16 protein-coding genes are annotated in these 25,364 nt (G+C 43.4%); 11 read left to right on the top strand and 5 right to left on the bottom strand.

What is annotated here, in order from left to right; translation table 11 throughout:
* Window positions 1-24 precede the first annotated feature (24 nt).
* Complete coding sequence (proB, locus tag C6344_RS05180; protein ID WP_060596525.1) at window positions 25-1,143, top strand: glutamate 5-kinase; 1,119 nt, start codon at window positions 25-27, stop codon at window positions 1,141-1,143.
* A gap of 18 nt (window positions 1,144-1,161) precedes the next feature.
* Window positions 1,162-2,430: a glutamate-5-semialdehyde dehydrogenase gene (locus C6344_RS05175; protein ID WP_106072803.1), complete on the top strand. Its 1,269-nt coding sequence runs from the start codon at window positions 1,162-1,164 to the stop codon at window positions 2,428-2,430.
* Between the two features lie 63 nt (window positions 2,431-2,493).
* Here the strand turns inward: C6344_RS05175 and C6344_RS05170 are convergent, their stop codons facing one another.
* Complete coding sequence (locus C6344_RS05170) at window positions 2,494-3,063, bottom strand: GNAT family N-acetyltransferase (RefSeq protein ID WP_106072802.1); 570 nt, start codon at window positions 3,061-3,063, stop codon at window positions 2,494-2,496.
* Between the two features lie 90 nt (window positions 3,064-3,153).
* On the opposite strand from C6344_RS05170, the gene C6344_RS05165 reads away from it, so the two are divergent.
* Complete coding sequence (locus tag C6344_RS05165) at window positions 3,154-3,975, top strand: MerR family transcriptional regulator (RefSeq protein WP_060596522.1); 822 nt, start codon at window positions 3,154-3,156, stop codon at window positions 3,973-3,975.
* Window positions 3,976-4,024: 49 nt separating this feature from the next.
* On the opposite strand, the gene C6344_RS05160 is transcribed toward C6344_RS05165, so the two are convergent.
* The 3 genes from C6344_RS05160 to gltC all read right to left on the bottom strand — a co-directional run bounded on the left by C6344_RS05160 (window position 4,025) and on the right by gltC (window position 8,581).
* A complete protein-coding gene (locus C6344_RS05160; RefSeq protein ID WP_060596521.1) occupies window positions 4,025-5,854 on the bottom strand; it encodes an ABC transporter ATP-binding protein in 1,830 nt (609 codons plus the stop codon).
* The gene (locus C6344_RS05155) at window positions 5,851-7,584 is read right to left on the bottom strand and encodes an ABC transporter ATP-binding protein (protein ID WP_060596520.1); all 1,734 of its coding nucleotides are present in this window, start codon (window positions 7,582-7,584) and stop codon (window positions 5,851-5,853) included. The genes C6344_RS05160 and C6344_RS05155 overlap by 4 nt, the downstream gene beginning before the upstream one ends.
* 94 nt (window positions 7,585-7,678) lie before the next feature.
* Window positions 7,679-8,581 carry a glutamate biosynthesis transcriptional regulator GltC gene (gene gltC, locus C6344_RS05150; protein WP_034660886.1) on the bottom strand — a complete coding sequence of 301 codons (903 nt, stop codon included), beginning with the start codon at window positions 8,579-8,581 and terminating at the stop codon, window positions 7,679-7,681.
* A gap of 153 nt (window positions 8,582-8,734) precedes the next feature.
* Here gltC and gltB point away from each other — a divergent pair, with 153 nt between their 5' ends.
* Window positions 8,735-13,306, top strand: coding sequence for a glutamate synthase large subunit (gene gltB, locus C6344_RS05145; protein WP_066030792.1), 4,572 nt, complete (start codon window positions 8,735-8,737; stop codon window positions 13,304-13,306).
* A gap of 16 nt (window positions 13,307-13,322) precedes the next feature.
* Entirely contained in the window at window positions 13,323-14,807 is a 1,485-nt protein-coding gene (gltD, locus tag C6344_RS05140) for a glutamate synthase small subunit (RefSeq protein WP_106038621.1), read from the top strand.
* Window positions 14,808-14,869: 62 nt separating this feature from the next.
* Here the strand turns inward: gltD and C6344_RS05135 are convergent, their stop codons facing one another.
* Window positions 14,870-16,072: a nitrate/nitrite transporter gene (locus C6344_RS05135; RefSeq protein ID WP_106031113.1), complete on the bottom strand. Its 1,203-nt coding sequence runs from the start codon at window positions 16,070-16,072 to the stop codon at window positions 14,870-14,872.
* A gap of 169 nt (window positions 16,073-16,241) precedes the next feature.
* Between C6344_RS05135 and nirB (C6344_RS05130) the strand changes: the two genes are divergently transcribed.
* The 6 genes from nirB (C6344_RS05130) (at window position 16,242) to C6344_RS05105 (ending at window position 25,318) form a co-directional block, all read left to right on the top strand.
* Window positions 16,242-18,500: a nitrite reductase large subunit NirB gene (gene nirB / locus C6344_RS05130; protein WP_106072801.1), complete on the top strand. Its 2,259-nt coding sequence runs from the start codon at window positions 16,242-16,244 to the stop codon at window positions 18,498-18,500.
* Entirely contained in the window at window positions 18,497-20,635 is a 2,139-nt protein-coding gene (gene nasC / locus C6344_RS05125) for an assimilatory nitrate reductase catalytic subunit NasC (protein WP_066030795.1), read from the top strand. The genes nirB (C6344_RS05130) and nasC overlap by 4 nt, the downstream gene beginning before the upstream one ends.
* An 87-nt stretch (window positions 20,636-20,722) precedes the next feature.
* A complete protein-coding gene (nirB, locus tag C6344_RS05120; RefSeq protein ID WP_223254321.1) occupies window positions 20,723-23,137 on the top strand; it encodes a nitrite reductase large subunit NirB in 2,415 nt (804 codons plus the stop codon).
* 23 nt (window positions 23,138-23,160) lie between these two features.
* Entirely contained in the window at window positions 23,161-23,484 is a 324-nt protein-coding gene (gene nirD / locus C6344_RS05115) for a nitrite reductase small subunit NirD (RefSeq protein WP_034660879.1), read from the top strand.
* A gap of 27 nt (window positions 23,485-23,511) precedes the next feature.
* Entirely contained in the window at window positions 23,512-24,255 is a 744-nt protein-coding gene (locus tag C6344_RS05110) for a DUF421 domain-containing protein (protein WP_170938391.1), read from the top strand.
* A gap of 82 nt (window positions 24,256-24,337) precedes the next feature.
* On the top strand, window positions 24,338-25,318 hold the full coding sequence (locus C6344_RS05105; protein ID WP_060596514.1) for a pectinesterase family protein: 981 nt from the start codon (window positions 24,338-24,340) through the stop codon (window positions 25,316-25,318).
* The last annotated feature ends 46 nt before the right edge of the window (window positions 25,319-25,364 follow it).

The raw sequence follows: 25,364 nt of genomic DNA, 5'->3' as shown, positions 1-25,364 counted from the left end.
GAGCTCAGGTACAGGAGTGATAAGGTGTACGCAGATAAAGAGAGAAAACGAATTGTTGTGAAAATCGGAAGCAGCTCGCTTACTAGCTTTCAAGGGGAAATTAGTTTAAAAAAACTAGAAAACCTCGTCAATCAAATTGTGAAACTCAAAGATGCAGGACACGAAGTCATTTTGGTTTCATCTGGTGCGGTTGCAGCTGGTTACCGAAAACTAGGATTTATCGATAGACCCAAAACACTGCCGGAAAAACAGGCATCTGCCTCAATTGGGCAAGGCCTTTTAATGGAATCATATTCTACTTTATTTTTATCACACGGTTATATTGCCTCACAGCTTTTAATCACAAGAAGTGATTTTTCAGATGAAACGCGCTATCAAAATGTACGCAACACGATGAATGTGTTATTAGATCGAGGCATCATCCCAATTATTAATGAAAATGACACAGTGACGATCAATCGGCTGAAGTTCGGAGATAACGATACATTGTCTGCAAAAGTAGCTGGATTGATTGATGCGGATTTCCTTGCCATTTTATCTGATATTGATGGCTTGTATGAAGATAACCCGCATACAAACCCAAATGCAAAGAGAATTCTTGAAGTCACAGACATCACAGAAGACATCGAAGCAGCGGCTGGAGATGCAGGCAGCAGTGTGGGCACAGGCGGAATGAAATCAAAGCTCGATGCGTTTAAAATTTCCATGGCCGCTGGCATCAATGGCTTTTTAGGAAAAGCGGATACGCCTCACATTTTAGATAAAGCGATCAATGGGACAGAGGACGGCACTTATTTTACGGCTGATGAAAATTTAGCTCCGCTGAATTACAAGAAGCAGTGGATTGCCTTTCATTCTGGACCAAAAGGCGAGATCGTTGTTCAAAAAAAATCACAGGAGCACCTCATGCACCGCGAGAAAAGCCTTGATTCCGATGGCATTGTCAATGTAAAGGGTTCGTTTAAAAAAGGCGATGTCGTCCGTATTTTAGATCAAGATGGTAGAGAAATAGGGCTTGGTATTGTGAATTACCCAGCTGACGAACTTGCACTGAGCAGTGACTCGTTACAGGATGAAGTGGTTCATGTCGTCGATCTTGAAGCGTTTGTTTGTCATTTAGAATTATCGATACCAGTTTGCTAACCAAAAGGGAGGAATTCCATGACACTGACAGCTGAAGTTGTCACATCGGTCAAAGAAAAAGCAAAAAAAGCAAAGCACGTTTCAAAAAAACTAGGTTTACTTCATACAGAGGATAAAAACGAGGCACTGCTTAAACTAGCAGAAGCGTTAGAACAAAAAAGCACCTTCATTTTACAGGAGAACCAAAAGGATGTAGATGCCGGGAAGGAAAAGGGCTTCTCAGAGGCACTCTTGGATCGTTTAATGTTAAATGAAGAAAGAATTCATGAGTTTGCGGAAAGCTTACGGCTTGTGACGAGATTAACAGATCCTGTTGGAGAAATATTGGATGAATGGACTCTTGAAAACGGCTTGCACGTGAAAAGCCGAAGAGTACCGCTCGGCGTGATCGGGATGATCTATGAAGCGAGACCGAACGTCACTGTCGATGCAGCAGGGCTTGCCCTCAAGGCAGGCAACGCAGTGATTTTAAAAGGCGGTTCCTCCGCTATTTCTTCCAACAAAGCCATTGTCCGTGTCATTCATGAAACATTAGATCAAACAAAGATTCCGCGTGATGCGGTGCAATTGATTGAACAAACAGACCGTTCATCGGTTCAAGCGATGTTCCATCTAAAAGAATGGATCGATGTCTTAATTCCGCGAGGGGGAGCTTCTTTAATCAAAACAGTGGTTGAACAATCCACTATTCCCGTCCTTGAAACAGGGACAGGAAACTGCCATGTCTTTATTGATCAAACAGCCAATGTAAAAAAAGCCATTGAGATTGTCATCAATGCAAAAACGAATCGTCCGGCTGTATGTAATGCACTTGAGACGCTGATCATCCATCGCGATTGGCTGAAAGAGAATGCTGCATCATTGAATGAAGCTCTGCTGGAGCACCATGTCACTGTACATGGTGACGAGGCAGCAATGTCTCATTTTTCAAACGCCATTCCTGCTGAGGAAGTGGACTGGACAGATGAGTATTTAAGTCTTAATCTTGCAGTAAAGGTAGTCGATTCAATCGAGGAAGCCATACACCATATTGATCAGTACGGTACAAAACATTCAGAAGCCATCGTGACAGAAGATGAAAAGCAGGCACTCATGTTTTTAAACGCAGTCGATGCGGCGGCGGTTTATCATAACGCATCTACCCGCTTTACAGACGGCGGCGCACTTGGATATGGGGCTGAAATTGGCATCTCCACTCAAAAACTGCATGCAAGAGGTCCAATGGGACTTCCTGCACTCACGACAACGAAGCTGCTTCTATCTGGCGATGGCCAGATTAGAGGCTAGAAGAGATGCAAAAAACACTACCTTTTTTATGGGGTAGTGTTTTTTAGTGTATGATGAAGATTTTCATTTGCTAGAGCAAGTTTTCTTCATGACTTTCTCAAATTTAAAGAATTCAAATTCCTCAGGTGCTGAAAGCTCATTTTCTTGATCATCTGCATGAGGTGCGTTCGGATCTGGATGTTTCATGTGATAAAATTCAACAATTTGAAAGCCGCACTTATTGACATAAAAATGAATGTTGCGTTTTTCAAAATAGGGGGTCACAACCTCCCAAACAATCGTTTCTGGATATTGCGCCTCGATGGCTTTCCATGCTGCCTGACCAATGCCTTTTCCGTGTGAGGACGAAGAGATGTATAACAGGTCAACTGAGTTGCGCTGTGTCTCTTGATTGATTTTGATGACAACGCCGCCTGCCTTTTCACCATTTAGCATAATATGATAAACAATGTGTTCATTTGATTGAAAAGATTCATCAATCACTTCATCTGGAGGAATCGGTCCATCATGCGCATCGCCAAATGCGTCGATCACGCCAGCTGTAAAAGCTTTCTGCAGCTCTTTTTTCATAAAAGGGAAATCCTCTTTATTTGCATGTGCTAATGTCACTTCATGTTGAGTTATTTTGTTCATATTTTTATCCTTTCCCAGCGTAGTGGTGGTTCTGCATGTTATCATGATAAAGGGTGGAGTAACTCCATAGTCAAGAGAGGAGCCTTAATCATGATCAATGATGTGCAAAAAACGTTTTTCACTGGAGAATTTGCCAAGCTATTTGATGTAAAAAAAGATACCCTGTTTTATTACGATAAAATTGATTTATTTAAGCCAGCTGGTGTCCATGAAAATGGGTACCGTTACTATACACTCGAGCAATTTGATCATTTTATAGCGATTCAATCCCTTCGAGCTGTTCAATTTCCGATAAAAGAGTTAAAACAATATTTTACAGAGCCTTCCCGCGAAAGGCTTCAAAGCCTAGCAGCCGAACAAATAGAAAAGGTCAAACAAGAGATTGAAAAACTTCAAGATATCCAGTCTTTTCTTATGCGGGTGATGGAGACGACGCAAGAACTATCATCTATAAAAATAGGGGAGGTTCAGTTTCAAGAGATGCCAGAAGAACCTGTTGTATTAAGTGCATCGAACCCAATTGACATGAATACATCCGTAGAAGAAATATCACGTATTGTTGGAAAATTTCTAAAGGGAATTGGTATAAAAGGTGCTGCGGCAAATGGTGCTGTCTTAAAAAAGGAGCAGTTTCTTCAGCGTCACTATCATCAGTCAGATCGGCTGTTTTGCCGAATGGAAGCGCCGGGAGCAGTTAAAAAACCTGCCGGCCTCTATGCGGTGATGTATGATCAAGGATCATATGAGGAGATTGAATCTGCTTATTCGCGCTTGTTAGATGAAATCGAGAAAGAGGAAATGATGCTGGATGGAGATGTATTTGAGGAGTATTTGCTTCATTCACTCATGTCTAAAGATGAAGCAGAGTATATAACGAAACTCAGTGTAAAAGTGAAAAAGCGAGCTGATTAACAAAAAAGAGGATAGACCGCATGAGCGCGTGTCTATCCTCTCTTTATATTTAACCCACTTGATTCTCCGAAAATTGGCTCATATATAAGTCTGCATAAAAGCCTTTTTGTTTCAAGAGTTCACTGTGCGTTCCTTTTTCAATGATGGTGCCATCTTTCATGACTAGAATAAGGTCTGCATCCTTGATCGTCGACAGCCTGTGTGCAATGACGAAGCTCGTTCTGCCTTTCATCAATTCATTCATCGCTTTTTGAATGTGCATCTCTGTCCGTGTATCCACACTGCTCGTCGCTTCATCTAATATCAAGATCTTTGGATCAGATAAAATCGCACGGGCGATGGTTAACAGCTGGCGCTGACCTTGGGACAGGTTGCCGGCATCTTCTGTTAAGAGTGTGTCATATCCGTCTGGTAGCGTGCGGATGAAGTCATCAGCATAAGCATGTTTGGCGGCTTTGATGACATCCTCTTTTGAGACGTTCTGCCTGCCATAGGCAATATTGTCGTGAATCGTTCCTTCAAAAAGCCACGTATCCTGAAGAACCATCGCAAATAAGTCGCGTACTTGCTGACGGCTGAGGTCAGTTGTTTTGACGCCGCCGATGCGGATAGAGCCTTGATCTAATTCATAGAAACGCATTAAAAGATTGATGATGGTTGTTTTTCCAGCGCCTGTTGGTCCGACAATAGCAACCGTTTGACCTTCTTGCACATCTAAAGTCAAATCTTTAATAATCGGATGGTCTTTTTCATATCCAAATTGAACTTGTTCAAAGCTCACATCGCCTGAAAGTGATTCAAGATCAATTGCTGCATCTTCCTCGGCACTTTCTTCTTCCTCATCGAGGATTTCAAATACCCTTTCAGCAGAAGCAATCGCTGATTGAACCAAGTTGGCGACGCTTGATGCTTGCACGAGCGGTTGAGACATTTGCTGCGTGTATTGGATAAACGCCTGCACATCTCCGACACGAATATTCCCATTAATGACAAGAATACCGCCGGCTACACTGACTGCCACATAGCCAAGGTTCCCGATAAACGTCATCAGTGGCATCATTAAACCAGAAATGAACTGCGCTTTCCTCGATGATTCATACAGCTGTTCGTTTAATTGATCAAATGTATCAATCGCTTTCTTTTCGTAGCCATACGCTCGAACCGTTTGATGCCCTGAGAACATTTCATTAATATGTCCGTTGATCATCCCGAGCTCTTTTTGCTGCGCTTTAAAATGCTTTTGAGAAAATGACGTAATGCCGCGAATCGCAAACAGGCTGAGCGGCAGTGTTAAACAAACAAGCAAGGTAAGCAGCGGACTAATCAATAGCATCATGACGACAATCCCAATGACCGTAATGACAGATGTAATCACTTGGGTGAGTGCCTGCTGAAGCGATGTATTAATATTATCGATATCATTCATCACACGGCTCAGCGTGTCCCCATGGGTTGTTTTATCAAAATACCGAAGGGGGAGACGTGTGAGCTTGTCATTTGCTTCTTGCCGTAATTCAGCAATGGTCTGTTGGGAGACACCCGCCATCACATATTGCTGAACGAATGAAAAGAGAGAGGCAATGACATATAGCGCGACAAGCAGTAATAAAATACGTGAAATGACATCAAATTGAACAGCTGTTCCTTGAGTAAAGCTGTCAAACAGGGAAGAGGTGGCATCCCCTAGCAGCTTTGGACTAATGACGTTAAAGACGGTTGAACCGATCGCTGCAATGAAGACAATGATCAATTGAATTTTCCTCGGTTTTAAATAACCAATCAAACGAAGCAGTGTTTTCTTAAATTCCTTCGGTTTTGCGACAGGTCCTCTAGGGTGGCCGCCTTTATGGCCCATGCCGGAAGACATTTTCTTACTCATCCTCGCTCCACCTCCTGACCTTCCTGGGATGCAACAATCTCTTGATAGACAAGATTGTCCTTCAGTAATTGTTCATGTGTTCCGATACCTGCGATTTTCCCATCATCTAGTACGATGATTTTATCACTATGCTTCACTGTGCTGATTCTTTGCGCCACAATGATGAGGGCTGCATGTGCTTTTTCGGCTTCTAATGATGCCCGAAGCTTCGCATCTGTTTTGTAATCAAGTGCTGAGAAACTATCGTCAAACAGATAAAATGACGGCTTTCTCACTAGCGCTCTTGCAATAGAAAGACGCTGCTTTTGACCGCCAGATAGATTCGATCCACCCTGGTCAATTTCCGCATTGATTCCGCCATCTTTTTGCAAAACAAATTCTTCTGCCTGCGCCGTTCGCAGCGCCTGCCAGACGTCTTCATCGCTTGCATCCTGCCTGCCAAAACGCACATTATCGGCAATGGTGCCGCTAAATAAAACCGCTTTTTGAGAGACATAGCCCATCTGGCTTCTTAGTTTCTCCTGAGGCAGCTCTCTAATGTCTACACCATCTAGTGTAATCCGGCCATCTGTTGCTTCATAAAAGCGTGTCATCAGCTGGAGAAGCGTGGTTTTCCCTGAACCTGTACTTCCGATAATAGCTGTCGTTTCGCCAGTTTTGGCTTCAAACGTAATGTCTTGAACTGCCGGTTTCTCAGCATTTGAGTAATAAAATGACACATCCTCAAAACGAATGGATTGGGCTGGCGCGCGCAGGTCAGTAACAGTTCCTTCATTGTCTTTAATCTTCGGTTCCATGTTCAACACTTCGTTCATGCGTTTAGCTGATGCTTGTGCTCTTGGAACCATAATAAAGCTCATCGACAGCATAATAAGTGCCATTAAAATCATCATCGCATATTGAATGAAAGCAATGAGATTCCCTACTTCCATCTCTCCGGCATCAATTCGGTTTGCACCTAGCCAGACAATGCCGATATTCGTGAAGTTCATGATGATCAGCATAAATGGAAACAAATAAGCCATTAATCGGTTGACTCTAAGGCCAGTATCCTTGTAGGATGTGTTGGCTTCTTGAAAACGCTCCTTTTCATCATCTACACGGTTAAAAGCACGAATGACCCGGATGCCTGAAAGAGATTCTCGCATAATTAAATTCAGCCGGTCTGTTTTCTTCTGAAGCTGGCCGAATAAAGGAATAGCTTTTCTCGATACCAAATAGATAAATCCGCCAAGAAGGGGAAGAGCTGCTAAAAAGATGAGAGACAGGACAGCATCTCGGGATACAGCCAAAATAATTCCGCCCACAAGCATGAGCGGTGCTCTCGTCATCATTTGTAAAATCATGATCGTGACATCTTGGACTTGTTTCACATCATTTGTTGATCTTGTAATAAAGGAAGATGTCCCGATCCTTTGAAATTCTTCTAGTGAAAATTGTTCGACATGCACAAACAGCTGTCTTCTCATATCACGCCCGAAGCCAAGTGCAGTCTTTGATGACAAGTAGGACTTCCAGATCGTGAGCAAGATGGCAAGTAAAGAACAGGCCACCATCCAGCCGCCAACCTTCCATATGTAAGCAATATCTCCTTGGACGATCCCGACATCGACGATATCTGCCGTAAGCGTCGGTAAATACAGCTGGAGCATGCTGCTTAAAAAGGTGAGGATAACAATGGACACAACGGACAGCCGATACGGCTTTAAAAACGATAAAATTGATTTCATACGAATACCTTTCTTCCATAAAGTGTGTTGTTCTGTAACCCATCATATACAAAGAGGGATTATTTCCACAAATGAAATGTCCTGTTTTAATAAATTATTTATATTGTTCAATTTTAGAAAAGAAATCCTTCACGAACACATAAAAATCATGAGCAGAAGGTGACATTTCTCGTGACTTAGACGCAATAATTCCAACCGTTCTTCTCACTTGCGGAAAATCGATCGGAATTTTCGCTGTAAATCGCGGTGTGGTTTCATAAAAGGCGCTTTCGGGTAATAAGGTAACGCCCATACCCGCTGATACAAGACCTTTAATGGCGTCTAAATCCTCTCCTTCAGATGAAATGGTTGGCTTATAGCCTGCCTGCTTGCAAGCATCAACTGCAATTTGTCTCAGCACATACCCTTCAGGAAATAACACGAAATGATCCTTTCTTAAATCACTTAAATGAATACTCTTTTGTCCGCTAAAGGGGTGGCTAACCGGCAAAAGGGCATAAATGCTTTCTGAAAACAAAATATTTCCTTCTATTTGAGGATCGTTTGTCGGTACGGGTCCTAAAAAGGCGAGATCAATATCTCGATTTTTTACAGCTTCAATGAGAAATTTATAGGATCCTTGACGAAGTAAAAAATCGACCTCTGGATATTCCTGCTTAAAGGCGGAAATGACAGAAGGAAGCACTTGGCTTGCTAGACTTGTAGGAAAGCCGATATTCACCGTTCCTTTGTGCGGATCTAAGTATTCATCAATTTGTTCTTTCGCGTAATCAATGGCTTTTAGTGCCGTTCTGACATGATCTAAAAATTGTCTGCCGATCTTCGTTAATTTGATATTTCGGCCTTCTCGTTCGAATAAGGCCACTCCAAGTTCTTCTTCTAAATTCGCAATCTGCCGGCTGATAGCAGATTGGGCGACATGTAAGTTTTCAGCCGCTTCTGACACGTGCTCACGGTCTGCGACTTCTACAAAATAACGTAACTGACGAAGCTCCATTTTTACACTTCACACCCATCTATCTCAAAAAGAGATTGTTTTGATCTAAATTATATATTGTTTATATTAATTTGAAAACTTAAAATAAGTTACAGAGTTTGTGAGATTTTATGACTGTGAAAAAACGGATCTTTTAAACGGGGGAGAGAAACGATGACTTATAATCAACTACCACAACCACAAGGTCTCTACCGTCCTGAATTTGAACATGATGCATGTGGAATCGGACTGTACGCTCATTTAAAAGGGGAAGCGACACACAGCATCGTCAAAAAGGGATTACAAATGCTGTGCCAGCTTGATCACCGCGGCGGGCAAGGCAGTGATCCGTATACAGGTGATGGTGCCGGCTTAATGGTACAGCTGCCAGACGCTTTCTTTAGAAAGAACTGCAAAGACTTTGCACTTCCTGAAAAGGGCCGTTACGGGGTAGGAATGGTCTTCTTTTCAAAAGAGGATGACGAGAAAACGCGTCAAGCCATCGAGCAAAAAATCAACGGATTCATTAAACAAGAAGGTCAAACATTAATTGGCTGGAGAACAGTCCCTGTCGATGCCGGGAAAATTGGTACTGTCGCAGCGAAGAGCTGTCCCGTTGTGAGGCAAGTCTTTATTGGGGCAAACGACAACATCACAGATCGTTTGTCATTTGAAAGAAAATTATATGTCATTCGTAAGCAGGCTGAGAACTGGGGAACAGCAGAGGAAAAGCAATTTTACTTTGTCAGCTTGTCGAGTCAAACCATTGTATACAAGGGGCTTTTAACATCAGATCAAGTCGATGCTTTTTATCTTGATCTTCAGGATGAAACATTTGTTTCTGCATTTTCACTTGTTCATTCACGATTTAGTACAAATACATTTCCTACATGGGAAAGAGCCCATCCAAACCGTTACTTGATTCACAACGGTGAAATCAACACATTAAGAGGAAACATCAATTGGATGAGAGCAAGAGAACAACAATTCGTATCTGAAGCTTTCGGAGACGATTTAGACAAGATTTTGCCAGTGCTGAATGCAGACGGAAGTGATTCATCCATTCTAGACAATGCCTTTGAATTCTTTGTGCTTGCAGGCCGTACACCTGCTCATACAGCGATGATGCTGATTCCAGAGCCTTGGACTGAAAACACGCACATGTCAAAAGAGAAACGGGCATTTTATGAATACCATAGTTCTCTCATGGAGCCGTGGGATGGACCAACAGCCATTTCCTTTACAGATGGTAAACAAATCGGTGCCATCTTAGACCGAAACGGATTAAGACCGGCAAGATATTACGTCACAAATGATGATCATATCATTTTCTCTTCTGAGGTCGGCGTGATCGACACAAATGAAGAGGATGTCAAATACAAAGACCGTCTCGAGCCGGGCAAAATGCTGTTAATCGATTTAGAAGAAGGACGAATTATTTCTGACGAAGAAGTGAAATCGACGATTGCGAATGAACTTCCTTATCAAAAATGGCTTGATGAAGAAATGGTTCATGTCAATCGCTCAGAAGAAAATTCAGAAAATTCTAGTATAATGGATGATTTATTGACTCGTCAGCGTGCGTTCCATTATACGTACGAAGACATTCAAAAATATTTAATTCCTTTACTAGAAGAAGGTAAAGACCCAATCGGTTCAATGGGAAGCGACACACCGCTTGCTGTGTTATCAGATCGTGCGCAGTCTCTGTTTCATTATTTCAAGCAGTTGTTTGCACAGGTGACGAACCCGCCGATTGATGCTATTCGTGAGCAGCTTGTGACATCTACCATGACTTGGTTGGGTGCTGAAGGAGATATTTTACATCCGAATGAATATTCATGCCGAAGAATTAAACTTTATACACCGGTCTTAACGAGTGGACAATTTAACGGCTTGAAAACGATTGTTCATAATGCCTTTAAAAGCAAAACGATTCATACTCTATTCACCGATGATTTAAAGCGCGGATTGGATGCGATGTTTGAAGAGGCGGAAAAAGCGATCCGCGAAGGCGTATCTTTATTAATCCTTTCAGATCGTGAAATGACAGAACAAAAAGTGCCGATTCCACCGCTTCTAGCGCTCAGTGCACTGCATCAGCATCTTGTACGCCAAGGCTTACGGACAAAGGTTAGTCTGATCGTTGAATCTGGAGAAGTCAGAGAGGTCCATCATTTTGCCGCACTGATTGGCTACGGAGCAGATGCGATCCATCCTTATCTTGTGTATGAAACGTACAAACAGTTGATTGCAGATGAAGCGATCTCTTTCAGCTTTGATGAAGCAGTCACAAAGTTTGGTAAAAGCGTGACCGAAGGTGTCGTCAAAGTCATGTCTAAAGTGGGAATTTCCACTGTGCAAAGCTATAGAGGAGCGCAAATCTTTGAAGCTGTCGGCATTAGTGAAGATGTCATTCAGGCGTATTTCACGGGAACAGCTTCTCAGCTTGGCGGGATTGATCTTGAGACCATTGCACACGAGGCAAAACTCCGTCATGAAGCAGGGTATCAGGCAGCGACTGACCAAACACTCGAATCAGGCAGTGATTTCCAGTGGAGAAAAAATGGAGAGCACCATGCCTTTAACCCAAAAACGATCCATACGCTTCAGTGGGCATGCCGCAATGAAGATTACGATCTATTTAAGCAATATACAAAGGCAGCGGACGAAGAAAGAATCGGCTTCCTCAGAAATTTATTTTCTTTCCAGCCAAAACAAAAGCCAGTTCGTCTGGAAGACGTTGAATCTGCTGAATCCATCGTGCGCCGATTCAAGACAGGTGCCATGTCATTTGGATCTTTAAGTAAAGAAGCGCACGAAGCGCTTGCGATTGCCATGAATCGAATTGGCGGTAAAAGTAACAGCGGAGAAGGCGGAGAAGATCCTGCACGCTTTACAGTTGATGAACGCGGCGATGATCGCAGAAGTGCGATTAAACAAATTGCTTCCGGACGCTTTGGCGTAAAGAGTCATTATTTGGTCAATGCAGATGAACTCCAAATTAAAATGGCGCAGGGAGCAAAACCTGGAGAAGGCGGACAGCTGCCAGGAAATAAAGTATACCCTTGGGTTGCCGATGTACGCGGCTCTACACCAGGCGTCGGATTGATTTCACCACCGCCGCATCATGATATTTATTCCATCGAGGATTTGGCGCAGCTGATCCATGATTTGAAAAACGCGAACCGTGATGCCCGCATCAGCGTCAAGCTTGTGTCTAAAGCCGGCGTTGGGACGATTGCAGCAGGTGTAGCAAAAGGGACGGCGGATGTCATTGTGATCAGTGGATACGATGGCGGCACAGGAGCTTCGCCGAAAACGAGTATTAAACACACAGGACTTCCTTGGGAGCTCGGTTTGGCAGAAGCACATCAAACCCTTGTGTTAAATGGTCTTCGCGAGAGAGTCGTTCTTGAAACGGACGGCAAGTTAATGACTGGACGCGATGTTGTCATGGCTGCGATTTTAGGAGCAGAAGAATACGGCTTTGCAACAGCTCCACTTGTCGTATTGGGCTGTGTGATGATGAGAGCATGTCATTTAGATACTTGCCCAGTCGGCGTCGCTACACAGAATCCAGAGCTTCGCAAAAAATTCATGGGGAACCCTGATCACATTGTGAATTTCATGATGTTTATTGCAGAGGAAGTAAGAGAAATCTTAGCGGAACTTGGCTTTACATCAATGGATGAATTAATTGGACGCACGGAAGTTCTAGGAGTCAGTGAACGAGCAAAAGCACACTGGAAAGCAGGGCAGCTAGACCTTGAAACACTGCTTTATCAGCCAGAAGGAGCTCGTACATTCAGAACACCGCAAAATCATAAAATTGATGAATCACTGGATATGAATGAAATCCTCCCTTATGTACAGGAAGCGCTGAATCATCAAACACCGGTTGATCTATCATTGAATATTCGCAATATCAATCGTGTGGCCGGAACCATTACTGGAAGTGAAGTGTCTAAGCGCTACGGGGAAGAAGGCTTGCCAGAGGATACGATCACACTAAGGTTCACTGGTTCCGCAGGACAAAGCTTCGGCGCATTTGTGCCAAAGGGCATGTCTCTCTATTTAACAGGTGATTCAAATGACTATATCGGCAAAGGACTCTCTGGAGGCAAAATTGCGGTCAAAACCTCTGATCACTTTGTACAAAATGGACATGAAAACGTCATTGTCGGAAACGTCGCATTCTACGGAGCGACAAGCGGAAAAGCCTTTATTAACGGTCGTGCAGGTGAGCGCTTTGCCGTTCGTAATTCAGGTGTGCATGTGGTCGTTGAAGGAATCGGTGATCACGGCTGTGAATACATGACTGGCGGACGTGTCGTCATTTTAGGAGACGTCGGAAAAAACTTCGGCGCAGGCATGTCTGGCGGCGTAGCTTACGTCCATACATCCGATGCGAAACAGTTCAAAAGAATGTGCAACATGGAAATGATCATGTTTGAAAAGCTCACAGATCATGAAGAAGAACAAGAAGTGAAACAGCTGATTAAAGAGCACCTTCATTATACAAACAGCTCAAAAGCATCGGCACTTCTAGAAAACTGGGCGCAAGAAAAGGATCAATTCATCAAAGTTATTCCGAGAAATTACAAAATGATGCTTCAAAGCATTGAAGAACAAAAACAAGCGGGCCTCAGTCATGAAGAAGCGGTCATGTTCGCCTTTGAAGCAAACACAAAACCGAAAAATCAAGAAACGGCAAACGGGCAAAAAGCAGCCCTCGCTCATTAAGAAAGGGGAGAGGACAATGGGCAAAGCAACAGGTTTTATGGATTATAAAAGAGAAAAGCCAAATGAACGTGACCCTCTCACTCGTCAAAATGACTGGAAAGAATATTCAGCTCCTTATACAGATGACGTATTGAAGAAGCAGGGCGCTAGATGTATGGATTGCGGCACACCGTTTTGTCAAATTGGGATGGAGATCAGGGGCGGCGTCTCAGGCTGTCCGATCTACAATTTAATTCCAGAATGGAATGACCTTGTGTACCGCGGGAGATGGAAAGAAGCGCTCGAAAGGCTGCAAAAAACAAATAATTTCCCTGAATTTACTGGGAGAGTATGTCCAGCACCTTGCGAAGGGTCATGTACAGTTGCCATCAATGATCCAGCCGTTTCGATTAAAAATATCGAACGCACGATCATTGATAAAGGCTTTGAAAATGGATGGATCACACCAAGAATTCCTTCAAGCCGTACAGGCAAGAAGATTGCCATTGTCGGCTCAGGGCCAGCAGGACTTGCAAGTGCGGATCAATTAAACCAAGCAGGCCACGCCGTAACAGTGTTCGAACGGTCTGACCGCCTTGGCGGGCTGCTGACATACGGCATTCCAAACATGAAGCTGGACAAAGAAGTGGTGGAGCGAAGAGTCAAACTGTTGAGACAAGAAGGCATTGATTTTGTAACGAACACAGAAATCGGCGTCGATGTCACTGCCGACGAACTGAAAGAACAGTTTGATGCGGTCATCCTTTGTACAGGTGCACAGAAGCAGCGTGACCTGTTGATTGAAGGCCGGGAAGCTAAAGGGATTCACCTTGCGATGGATTATTTAACCCTCGCAACAAAAAGCATGCTTGATTCAGGATTTAAAGACAAAAACTTCATTGATGCAAAAGGAAAAGACGTCATTGTCATTGGCGGGGGAGATACAGGTGCGGATTGCGTCGCAACTGCACTTCGCCAAAAAGCAAAAAGTGTTGTTCAGTTCGGGAAGCACCCAAAACTTCCGGATACACGTGTAGGGGATAACATGTGGCCTGAACAGCCTTACGTCTTCTCACTGGATTATGCTTATGAAGAAGCACAAGCAAAATTCGGAGAAGATCCGCGTCAATATTCCATTCAAACCACAAAAATTGTGGCAGACAAAAATGGGAAATTAAAAGAGCTTCATACCATTCAAATGGAAAAGATGAAAAACGAACAGGGGAAGTTTGAATTTCATGAGATTCCAGGGACAGAAAAGGTATGGCCTGCTCAGCTAGTCTTTATTGCAATTGGTTTTGAGGGAACTGAACAGCCACTCGTGAAACACTTTGGCGTGGACAGCAAAAACAATCGCATTGACGCAAAGTATGGGGAGTATACAACAAATGTAGAAGGCGTATTTGCAGCGGGAGATGCAAGACGCGGGCAAAGCTTGATTGTCTGGGCGATTAATGAAGGCAGACAAGTGGCGCACGAGGTAGACCGTTATTTAATGGGGAGTTCGGTTCTGCCAAAATAGGTCATACAAAGGGTGTTTACACATATAAAGAAAAGCCATGGCCAAAGAGTGGTCATGGCTTTTTATGATTCAGAAATGGTGTGGTTGATGATGACTTTTTTGCGTTTAAGCTGCGATATGACTAAACAAATAAAGACAACTAGAACAAAAAGAGAAATGGTCAAAAAGCCAAACATATATGAGCCCGTCACTTCTTTTAAACTGCCCAGAATATTAGGTAAAAAGAAGCCGCCAATGCCCCCAGCAGCACCAACAATTCCGGTCACGATCCCAATTTCTTTATGAAATACTTGAGGCACCAGCTGAAAAACTGCGCCATTCCCCATCCCAAGACACATCATCCCGGTAAATAAAAGGGTAATGACCAAAGGTAAAGCTGGAAGACTGCTCACCCCTCCTAAGCAGATGCCGATGACTGCGAATAATCCAAGCAGTACTTTCATTCCACCTATTTTATCCGCAATGAGACCACCGATGGGGCGAAAGAAGCTGCCCGCCGCCACACAAAGAGTCACAAAATCACCTGCATGAATTTTCGAGATACCATATTGATCCACAAAGAAAATACTGAGAAAACTGGAAAGCCCGACAAATCCTCCGAATGTAATCGCATAAAGCAGGCAGAAAAACCATGCCGATTTCACCTGAAATACTGAAAAATACGACCGTAGCGGCTTTGGAGCGGGCTGATTTGGTGCATCTTTTGCTGTGAAAATAAAAAACAAAAAGACAAGACTTAACGGAATCAGGGCGAGCCCCATGACTGCATGCCATCCATAAATCTCGGCAAGACGTGGACCAAATAGTGTGGAGATCAGTGTTCCGCTGTTACCGGCACCTGCAATCCCCATGGCCACGCCTTGTAAATGAGGAGGATACCAGCGGCTTGCCATTGGCAAAGCAACAGCAAAGCTTGCTCCTGCTACTCCTAACAAAATACCAATCAGCACGAGCTCGGAAAGGGTTGTACCAGCGATGAACCCCCAGATGAGCGGGATGGTGGTGAAAAGCATGCCAATTACCGCTGTCTTCTTAGGTCCTATACGATCGGTGAATAAGCCAAGTACAATCCGAAAAAAAGAACCAGATAAAATCGGAATGGCAACAATCATGCCTTTCTCTGCAGTCGATAAAGCAAAGTCTTGCGCAATAAAAGCACCCAGTGCCCCTAATAAGACCCAGATCATAAAGCTCACATCGAAATATAAAAAGGAACTTAGCAATGTCTTAGGGTGACCACTTGATTTTAACTCTGAGAGTTTCATAAAATGCCTCCTCTATTTTGAATTTTCTGACTTAAAGATAGCGAGTTATCCCAAGTAATAAAAGTATCATGTTAGAAAAATTGACATGATTACACACTTTTTTACAGGCATGTGCCATAATCTATCCATACAATGTGTTGGGCAAGAAGCTTAGAGAGGTTGATTTCATATGGCAAAACGCAAACTAGTGTTTATCGGAAACGGCATGGCGAGTATGAAATGTATCGAGCAGATGATTCAAAAACAGCCAGAACACTATGCCATAACAGTTATTGGAAAAGAGAAGCGCCCTGCCTACAATCGAATAAAACTTTCATCGATTTTACAAAAAAGCGACTCATTATCTCAAATTGAACTCAAGGAAAAAGAATGGTACACCGCGCATGACATCATCATGTACAAAGGGGAAACAGTCGTCCATATCGATACAAACAAGAAGTGTATCATGACAGAAGCGCGCCGGGAAATTCCCTATGACAAGCTCGTCATCGCAACAGGATCATTGCCGTATTTTCTTCCAATTCAGGGCGTGTCCAAAAAAGGGATTTATGCTTTTCGTACAATTGATGATTATGAGGCCATTTGTGCGGATGCGATGCGTTATCAACGAGCAGCAGTGGTCGGAGGCGGTGTGCTTGGTGTAGAGGTGGCGGCTGGCCTGCAGATTGCGGGACTTGAGACAACCATCATTCATCATGCCGAGTGGCTCATGCAGCGCCAATTAGATGAAACGGCTGCTAGTCTATTACAGCAGCAATTAACGCGCAAGGGCATCCAGGTGAAAACAAATGCCCATACCATTGCATGCTTAGGGGACGAGAGGGTAGAAGGCGTTCTATTGAAAAATGGCGACATCGTGGATGCTGATCTTGTTGTTTTCACAACAGGTATCCGTCCAAACATACAGCTTGCAAAAAATCACGGCATTCATACGCGAAAAGCCATTGTCGTCAATGACATGATGCAAACAAATGTCCAAGATATTTATGCCATTGGGGAATGTGCAGAGCATAAAGGAATGGTGCATGGCCTTGTTCAGCCCATTTATGAACAAGCAAATGCACTTGCCAATCATCTATTAGGCGAGCAAATTACATCTGTACCTCATCCCATTTACTCAACAAAATTAAAAGTACCTGACATGCCTATCTATTCTGCGGGATGTATTGAACTCCATTCCCCGTATACGTCAGTGGTGACATATTTAGATGAAGAGCAAGAAGTGTATAAAAAATTCGTCTTTGAACGCGAGGCACTAACAGGTTTTTTATTAGTTGGAGAGCTGGAGAAAGCCGATCAGCTTTTGCAAGATGTGAAAGTGGGGCGTGATAAAAGTGTCGTCATGAAAGCTCTTCATGAGGAGCAGCCATCTCCTCTAGATTCATTAAAAATGGACGATCTCGTCTGCCAATGTCAAAGCGTTACAAAAGGGACGATTTTGAACACCATATCCGTCCATCAGCTGACAAGCTTAGAAGAGGTTCAAAAACAAACAGGGGCAGCAACCGGCTGCGGCGGCTGTCAAGAGCTCGTCCGTGCCTGCTGTCAGTTATCATCACATGAACAAATAGATGAGCCGGCCTCTTTTTGTTCATGTACAGAAGCTGATGAGCAGACCATTTTTTCGTTTATCAAAAAGCAACTGCTGCTGAATGTGGAGGAAATCAGAAGACATTTTCATTGGAAAACGGAGAACGGCTGCAGCAACTGCAGGTCTGCCATTCCATACTATCTCGAGCAATTCCAATCACCGATTGAAAAAATCAGCGATGCTGATCAAGAAGACATGTTGCCTCAGCTATACGGAGGGCGTCTTGAACTGGATTTCCTGAAAATCATTACGTCTTTGTTAGAACAAAAACTGATTGATCAGGCAGAGCTGACAGAGCATAAACGAATACGGCTCATCGGCGTGTCAAAACAGGCGGCACAGATCGTCAAAAAACATTGGCCCATCATGGCGAAAGAAAAAAGAAGACTATCTCATGTCCTTACATGTGATTGTAGTCACGATCCAGCTGTCACAGCACTAGTAATGGAGTTTGAAAGACAAGTAGAAGACACACTTTTACCAGCCGTCACCTCTATTCATGTCGCCGGCTCTTCCTGCACGTGTAAACTATCTCCAATATATGACATTTGCATGAAGAAACAGCTGGGGGAATGGAACATTTATATAGGAGGTGACGTATGTCAGCCGAAGGCCGGCCAGCTTTTTTACACTTTGCCTCAATCAAGTGAGCTGATCCCTTTTTTAAAAGCGCTGCTTGAAGATTATAGAAAAAGTGCATACTTTCAAGAATCCATCGGCGATTGGCTTCTCCGTTATGGACTCATTTCTATTCGAGAAAAATTGCTTGATGAGGAAAGTAGAAAAGAGCTCTGTGAACAATTTGACCAAAGCAGACAAAAGGATGTGAAGGTATGAGTCAGTCTTTTTTACGATATGCCCAGCAAATATCAGAGCAGGAAGAACGAAAGCGAGTGTATCCATCCCAATGTCCATTTTGCAGTATGCAGTGCAAAATGCAGCTAGTAGAGCAGCATGTGGAAGGACGAACCAGATATCAAACGATTGGCGTACACAATCCAACTACGCACGGGAGACTTTGTATAAAAGGGCAGCATGCACACCAGCACGCACTGCACAAAGAACGTTTGAATCACCCGCTCATCAAAAGAAACGGGCAATTTGTAAAAGCGTCATGGCAGGAGGCACTTAATGAAATCAAAACAAACATGGAATCCCTTCAGATGGCACACGGGCATGATGCCATCAGTGTGTACGGAAGCGCATCTATTACAAATGAGGAGGCGTACTTACTCGGAAAGTTTGCGAGAGTGGCGCTGAAAACGAAATACATCGATTACAACGGGAGACTTTGTATGTCGTCAGCAGCAACTGCGGCGAATCAAACATTCGGACTTGACCGGGGTCTTACGTTTCCTCTCAGTGACATCAAGCATACACGGGTATTGATATTGGTTGGAACGAATATAGCAGAATGTCAGCCAACCTTCATGCCGTACGTCGAAGAGGCGAAAAAAAACGGTGCATTTCTCATCGTCATCGATCCGCGCAAAACACAGACAGCCCAATTAGCCGATGTACATGTCAGCCTGAAACCAGGATCAGATGCTGCACTGGCAAACGGCATCTTGCACATTATGCTTCATGAACATTTAATAGATGAATCATTTATTCGTCTTCGAACGTCAGGGTTCCAAAAATTAAAGGAGCACGTCTCGCGCATGTCCCTCTCAAACATTGCTGAGCAAACCGGTGTGATGATTGAAGTTCTGCAGAAAATAGCAAGGAAATTCGCACAAGAAAAGACAGGCATGATTTTCACAGCAAGAGGCATTGAGCAGCAAATAGACGGGACAGCATCTGTGCGAAATTTCCTGAATATTCTGCTTGTTACTGGGAAGATCGGCCGCGTTGGGTGCGGCTATGGCGCAATAACCGGGCAAGGAAATGGCCAGGGGGCAAGAGAGCATGGACAAAAAGCAGATCAGCTTCCAGGGTATCGAGATATCACAAATTCTGCTCACAGAAAAGAAATAGCTGACATATGGAACATTGATGAAAAAGAACTCCCTGGAAAAGGCGTGTCTGCTTTTGAGATGTTTGAAAAAATGCAGGAAGGAGAGATAAAAGCGCTCTTTTTAATGTGCTCTAACCCCGTTCAGTCAGGCCCGCACGCGCGCTTTATTCAACAAGCCATCAAGAAATTGTCCTTTTTTGTAGCTGTTGATTTATTTATGTCTGAGACAGCTGCGCTGGCAGATGTAATTTTACCTACTTCGTCATATTTAGAGGATGAAGGTACGGTGACAAATGTAGAGGGGCGCGTTACGCTTAGAGAAGCAACCTATCCACTTAAGCATCAAAGAAAACACGATTGGCAAATCATTTGTGATATAGCAGCTGTATTAGGCAAAAGCGGCTATTTCTCCTTTTCATCCGCAGAAGAGATTTTTGAAGAATTAAGAGCCGCAACGAAAGGCGCAAAAGCGGATTACTCAGGCATGACCTATGAAAGACTGAGGGAGGAGCAAGGCATATTATGGCCTTGTACGCATCTAGAAGACCCAGGAACCGAAAGATTATTTGAACATGCATTCTCACATTCTGACAGTTTAGCAAAGTTTGCCGTCGTCACACACGGAAAAAATGTGGCAAAGGAACCAGTCAGTCAAGAATATCCTCTTTATTTAACGACGGGCAGAGTGATGGCTCACTACCAAACGGGCGTTCAAACAAGAAAAAGTACCTCTCTTGTTGCCCGGCAGTTTGAATCTTATGCAGAGCTTCATCCTGACACAGCAAAAACGTATGGACTTCAGCACGGGGAGCTTGTGACCATCCAGTCAAAAAGAGGAAGTGTCATCATGAGATGCCGCATATCAGACACCATTCGAAAAGATACCGTGTTTGTTCCATTTCACTGGAGTAAACATCAATCCATTAATCAATTAATTAGTGAACAACTAGATCCGCACAGTAAAATGCCAGGCTTTAAATATTGTCCTGTAGAGCTGTCAGCCTATGTGAATTAAAAAATATGTGAGAAATCATAACATGTATTTTCCATCTATGTTTAGATGATGGTACTTTCTAAAAAATGATCACATGAGGGGTGTTTTATCGTGAAAGAAAAACTCGTATTAGTGGGGAACGGTATGGCTGGCATTCGAAGCCTCGAAAACATTTTAAAAACAGACAGCGAACGATTCGACATGACGGTATTTGGAAGTGAACCGCATCCTAACTATAACCGGATTCTTTTATCGAAGGTGCTTCAAGGAGATACGAAGGTTGAAGATATTACACTAAACGATTGGAATTGGTATCAGGAGCATGATATTCAGTTGTTTACAAATGAGACCATTGTGAAGATCGATACAGATAACCAAACAGTCACCAGTGATCAAGGACGGACCGTGCATTATGACCGATTGATTTTAGCAACAGGGTCACTTCCGTTTATCCTGCCGATTCCAGGGCGTGATAAAAAAGGCGTGACGGCCTTTCGTACATTGCAAGACACAGAGGAAATGGTCAATGCCTCTAGCAGGTACAAAAAAGCAGCAGTCATTGGAGGCGGCCTTCTTGGACTGGAAGCAGCACGCGGCCTACTCAACTTAGGCATGGAAGTGAATGTCATTCACCTCAGCTCTCATTTAATGGAACGCCAGCTAGACCCTATTGCAGGTCAGCTTCTACAAAAAGCATTAGAAGAACAGGGCATGAACTTCCTGTTAGGAAAACAGACAAATGAGATTTTAGGAGATACAAGAGTTGAAGGGTTATCATTTTCAGATGGCACGACACTTGAGACAGACCTAGTCGTCATGGCTGTAGGAATTAAACCAAGTAAAATGCTTGCAGAAATAAGCGGCCTTGAAGTGAACCGAGGTATTATCGTCAATGATTTCATGGAAACGAGTGTCCCAGGCATTTATGCCGTCGGAGAATGTGTAGAACACAGAGGACAAACGTACGGGCTTGTCGCTCCTTTATACGATCAAGCGAATGTGCTTGCTGGGCATGTATGTGACATGAATCCTGTGCCATATGAAGGCTCTGTTCTGTCAACGCAACTGAAAGTATCGGGGGTTGACGTGTTTTCAGCTGGTGACTTTATAGAAAACGATGAGAAAAAAGCGATCAAAATCTTTGACGAACAAAAAGGCATCTATCAAAAACTAGTCTTCCAGCAAAACCGATTAGTAGGTGCCGTCATGTTTGGAGAAACAAGCGATGGACCTCGTCTATTCTCGTATATTAGAGAAGGGGTAGATATGTCGGATATGGAGAAGGTATCTGTCTTAACCTCGAATGATCCGGCGCAAGAAAGCATGATTGAAAGCATGGCAAATGACCATATCGTTTGCGGCTGTAATGGTGTCTCAAAGGGTCAGATTGTGGAAGCCATTCAAAAAGAAGGCTTAACAACGATTCAGGAAGTGAAGCAATGTACAAGTGCCTCACGATCATGTGGAGGCTGCAAGCCCGTTGTCGAAGAGATTCTTTGGCACACGTTGGGCGATGATGCGAACCGATCAGCCCAAAAAGAAACCATCTGCGCCTGCACCACTCGTTCACGAGATGAAGTCATTCATGAAATCAAAGAGAAGGGCCTGCAGCATGTCAAAGAAGTGATGAACGTACTTGACTGGGAGACAGAGGAAGGCTGTTCAAAATGCCGACCTGCCCTGAATTATTATTTAGGCATGCTTCAACCTCTTGAGTACAAAGATGAAAAGAGCTCACGATTTGTGAATGAACGCATGCATGCCAATATTCAAAAAGATGGCACCTATTCGGTTGTTCCGCGGATGTACGGCGGCGTGACAAATGCAAATGACCTGAGAAAAATAGCTGATGTCGTCGACAAATATGAAATACCGCTTGTGAAAATGACTGGCGGCCAGCGTATTGACCTTCTAGGTGTCAAAAAAGAAGATTTACCTAAAGTATGGGCAGACCTGGATATGCCATCTGGTTATGCTTACGGAAAATCTTTAAGAACGGTCAAAACTTGTGTTGGAGAACAATTTTGCCGGTTCGGCACACAGGACTCGATGGCTCTTGGCATTGCACTTGAAAAGAAATTCGAAGGTCTTGCGACACCGCATAAAGTCAAAATGGCTGTCTCTGCTTGCCCTAGAAACTGTGCAGAATCTGGCATTAAAGACCTTGGCATTGTGGGAATTGATGGAGGGTTTGAATTGTACGCCGGCGGAAATGGCGGCACACACTTGCGGGCTGGAGATTTATTGATGAAGGTCAGTACAGCAGAAGAAGTAGAGCAAGTGGCAGCTGCGTACCTTCAATATTACAGAGAAACGGCAAATTATCTAGAAAGAACCTCTGCTTGGGTTGAACGACTTGGATTAGATCATATTCAATCAGTACTCCTAGATGATGAGAAACGAGAAGCCTTAATCCAAAGAATGGACATCGCACTGTCAACGTATGAGGAGCCTTGGCAGGAGCTGCGCGAGAGTCAAAAAGACACGAAACAATTATTTCAAAAAGCGACGGCTTCTGTATAAATCAATTGAAGGGATGAGATCATATGACAGTTTCAGTTGTAAAAGTTCACATTGGCACCCTTTCAGATTTTCCGCTGCAGCTAGGGAAAACAGTCGCAGCCGGTACTCTTGAATTAGCTGTCTTTCAAACCTCTAATAAGCAGTTCAAAGCCATTGAAAACCGCTGCCCTCATAAAGGCGGTGTTCTGGCTGAAGGAATGGTAAGTGGAGACCATGTCTTCTGTCCAATGCATGATTGGAAGATTGATCTTTCGTCAGGGAACGTTCAAGCACCAGATCACGGATGCGTTAAAACGTATGAAACATTGGTCGAGGGGGACGATGTCTTTATTTTATTGCCCTCATAAATAGTTTAGATCCTTCCTTTCATGTATATGCTGTATGTAAATGCAGCAAGAAAGGAAGGAATTTCTGTGCCGTTTTTTAGTATTTTGATTGAACTATTTATCGGGTTTTCCGCCTTATTTTTTATTACAAAATTATTAGGGAAAACACAGTTTGCACAAATCACGCCGTTTGATTTTATTTCTGCACTGATTTTAGGCGAAATGGTCGGAAACGCCATTTTTGACCCAGAAGTCAAGATTCAGCACATTTTGTTTGCTGTTGCAGTGTGGGGCGTTCTCATCTATACAGTTGAATGGTTTTCACAACGCTTTAAAGGTATTCGAGCCTTTTTAGAAGGAAGACCTACGCTTGTCATTGATAAAGGGAACATTCACTACAATCGTTTGAAGAAAAATATGCTTGATCTCAATCAGCTGCAGACACTGATTCGCGCGAAAGGTCATTTTGCCTTGCATGAAATAGAATATGCCATTTTGGAAACAGACGGCTCTGTCAGTGTTCTTCCGAAAATGAAATACGCAACTGCCACAGCAGAAGATGTGAACGTGAAGGGAAAAGAAGTCAAATTGCCTAGAACATTTATTATTGATGGCGAAATTTTAAAAGATGACCTACAAGAAGCTGGCTTTGACGAAACATGGCTGAGTGAGCAATTAAAAAAGCAGCACATTTCTTCTCATCGAGACGTTCTATTTTGTGAATGGATTGAAAATGAAGGGATTTATGCGATAAAATATGAAAAATCTAAAAAACATCCACAACAAAATTAAGTGGGTGTTTTTTTTGTGTGTCATGAATAGGATCAAAAAGAATGTTTGATTGAAAATGTTCACAAAGAGGAGGAGATGTGCGATGAAGTATGGAAAGGTATGGCTTGTATTCGTTTTGTCTTTATTACTATTTGACTCAGCTTCACTTCAAGCAGCCGGACATCAGAATCAAACAAACCGCGTCCTTGTGGTCGATCATAAGGGAAATGGCACGTTTCGAACCGTTCAGTCTGCCATTGATGCGATTCCAGCGAACAATCAACAGCGCGTAACGATCTATATTAAAAATGGTGTGTATAAAGAAAAGATCCTGCTTCCGCAAAATAAACCGCACGTGTCCTTTATCGGCGAAAACCAGCACAAGACGATTCTGACGTATGATGATACAAATGCAAGAACTGGCAGCACAACAAATAGCTCCAGCACTATGATTCGTTCGAACGACTTTTACGCAGAAAATATCACCTTTCAAAATACAGCTGGCAGACATGCTGGTCAGGCGGTTGCGCTGTATGTGTCTGGCGACCGGGCTGCGTTCAAACAAATACGGGTCTTAGGGTATCAAGATACACTTTATGCAACAGGCTCAGGCCGGCAATATTATGAAAACTGCTATATCGAGGGCACGGTCGATTTTATTTTTGGATCAGCCACAGCTGTGTTTAAAAGAGCTGAAATAAAAAGTCTTGGAAATGGGTATATTACTGCAGCATCCACAACAGAAGCACAAAGGTATGGCTATGTATTCATCGATTCTACGTTGAAAAAGGGGACGGCAGCTGCTCAATCGGTTTATTTAGGACGTCCGTGGAGGCCTCATTCCGCTGTGACATTCCTCTATACAAAAATGGATGAACATATTAAGGCAGAGGGATGGCATAACTGGGATAACCGTGATAACGAAAGAACAGCAAGATATAAAGAATATGGATCGACTGGGACCGGAAGCAATGTAGCAAATCGCGTTAAATGGTCCAACATTTTAACGAAAAACGAAGCAAGTCAAATCACGGTGCAAGCTGTTCTTGGCGGAACCGATGGCTGGAATCCAGAAAAGAGGTAAAGGGCTTGTCAGTTTTCGTCAAAGAAAGCTGACTTTTCTGTTTAAA

The sequence above is a fragment of the Bacillus sp. GBSW19 genome (assembly GCF_002998655.1).
In the GTDB taxonomy this organism is placed as follows: Bacteria; Bacillota; Bacilli; order Bacillales; family Bacillaceae; genus Bacillus.
This window is presented reverse-complemented; position numbering and strand designations above follow the sequence as displayed.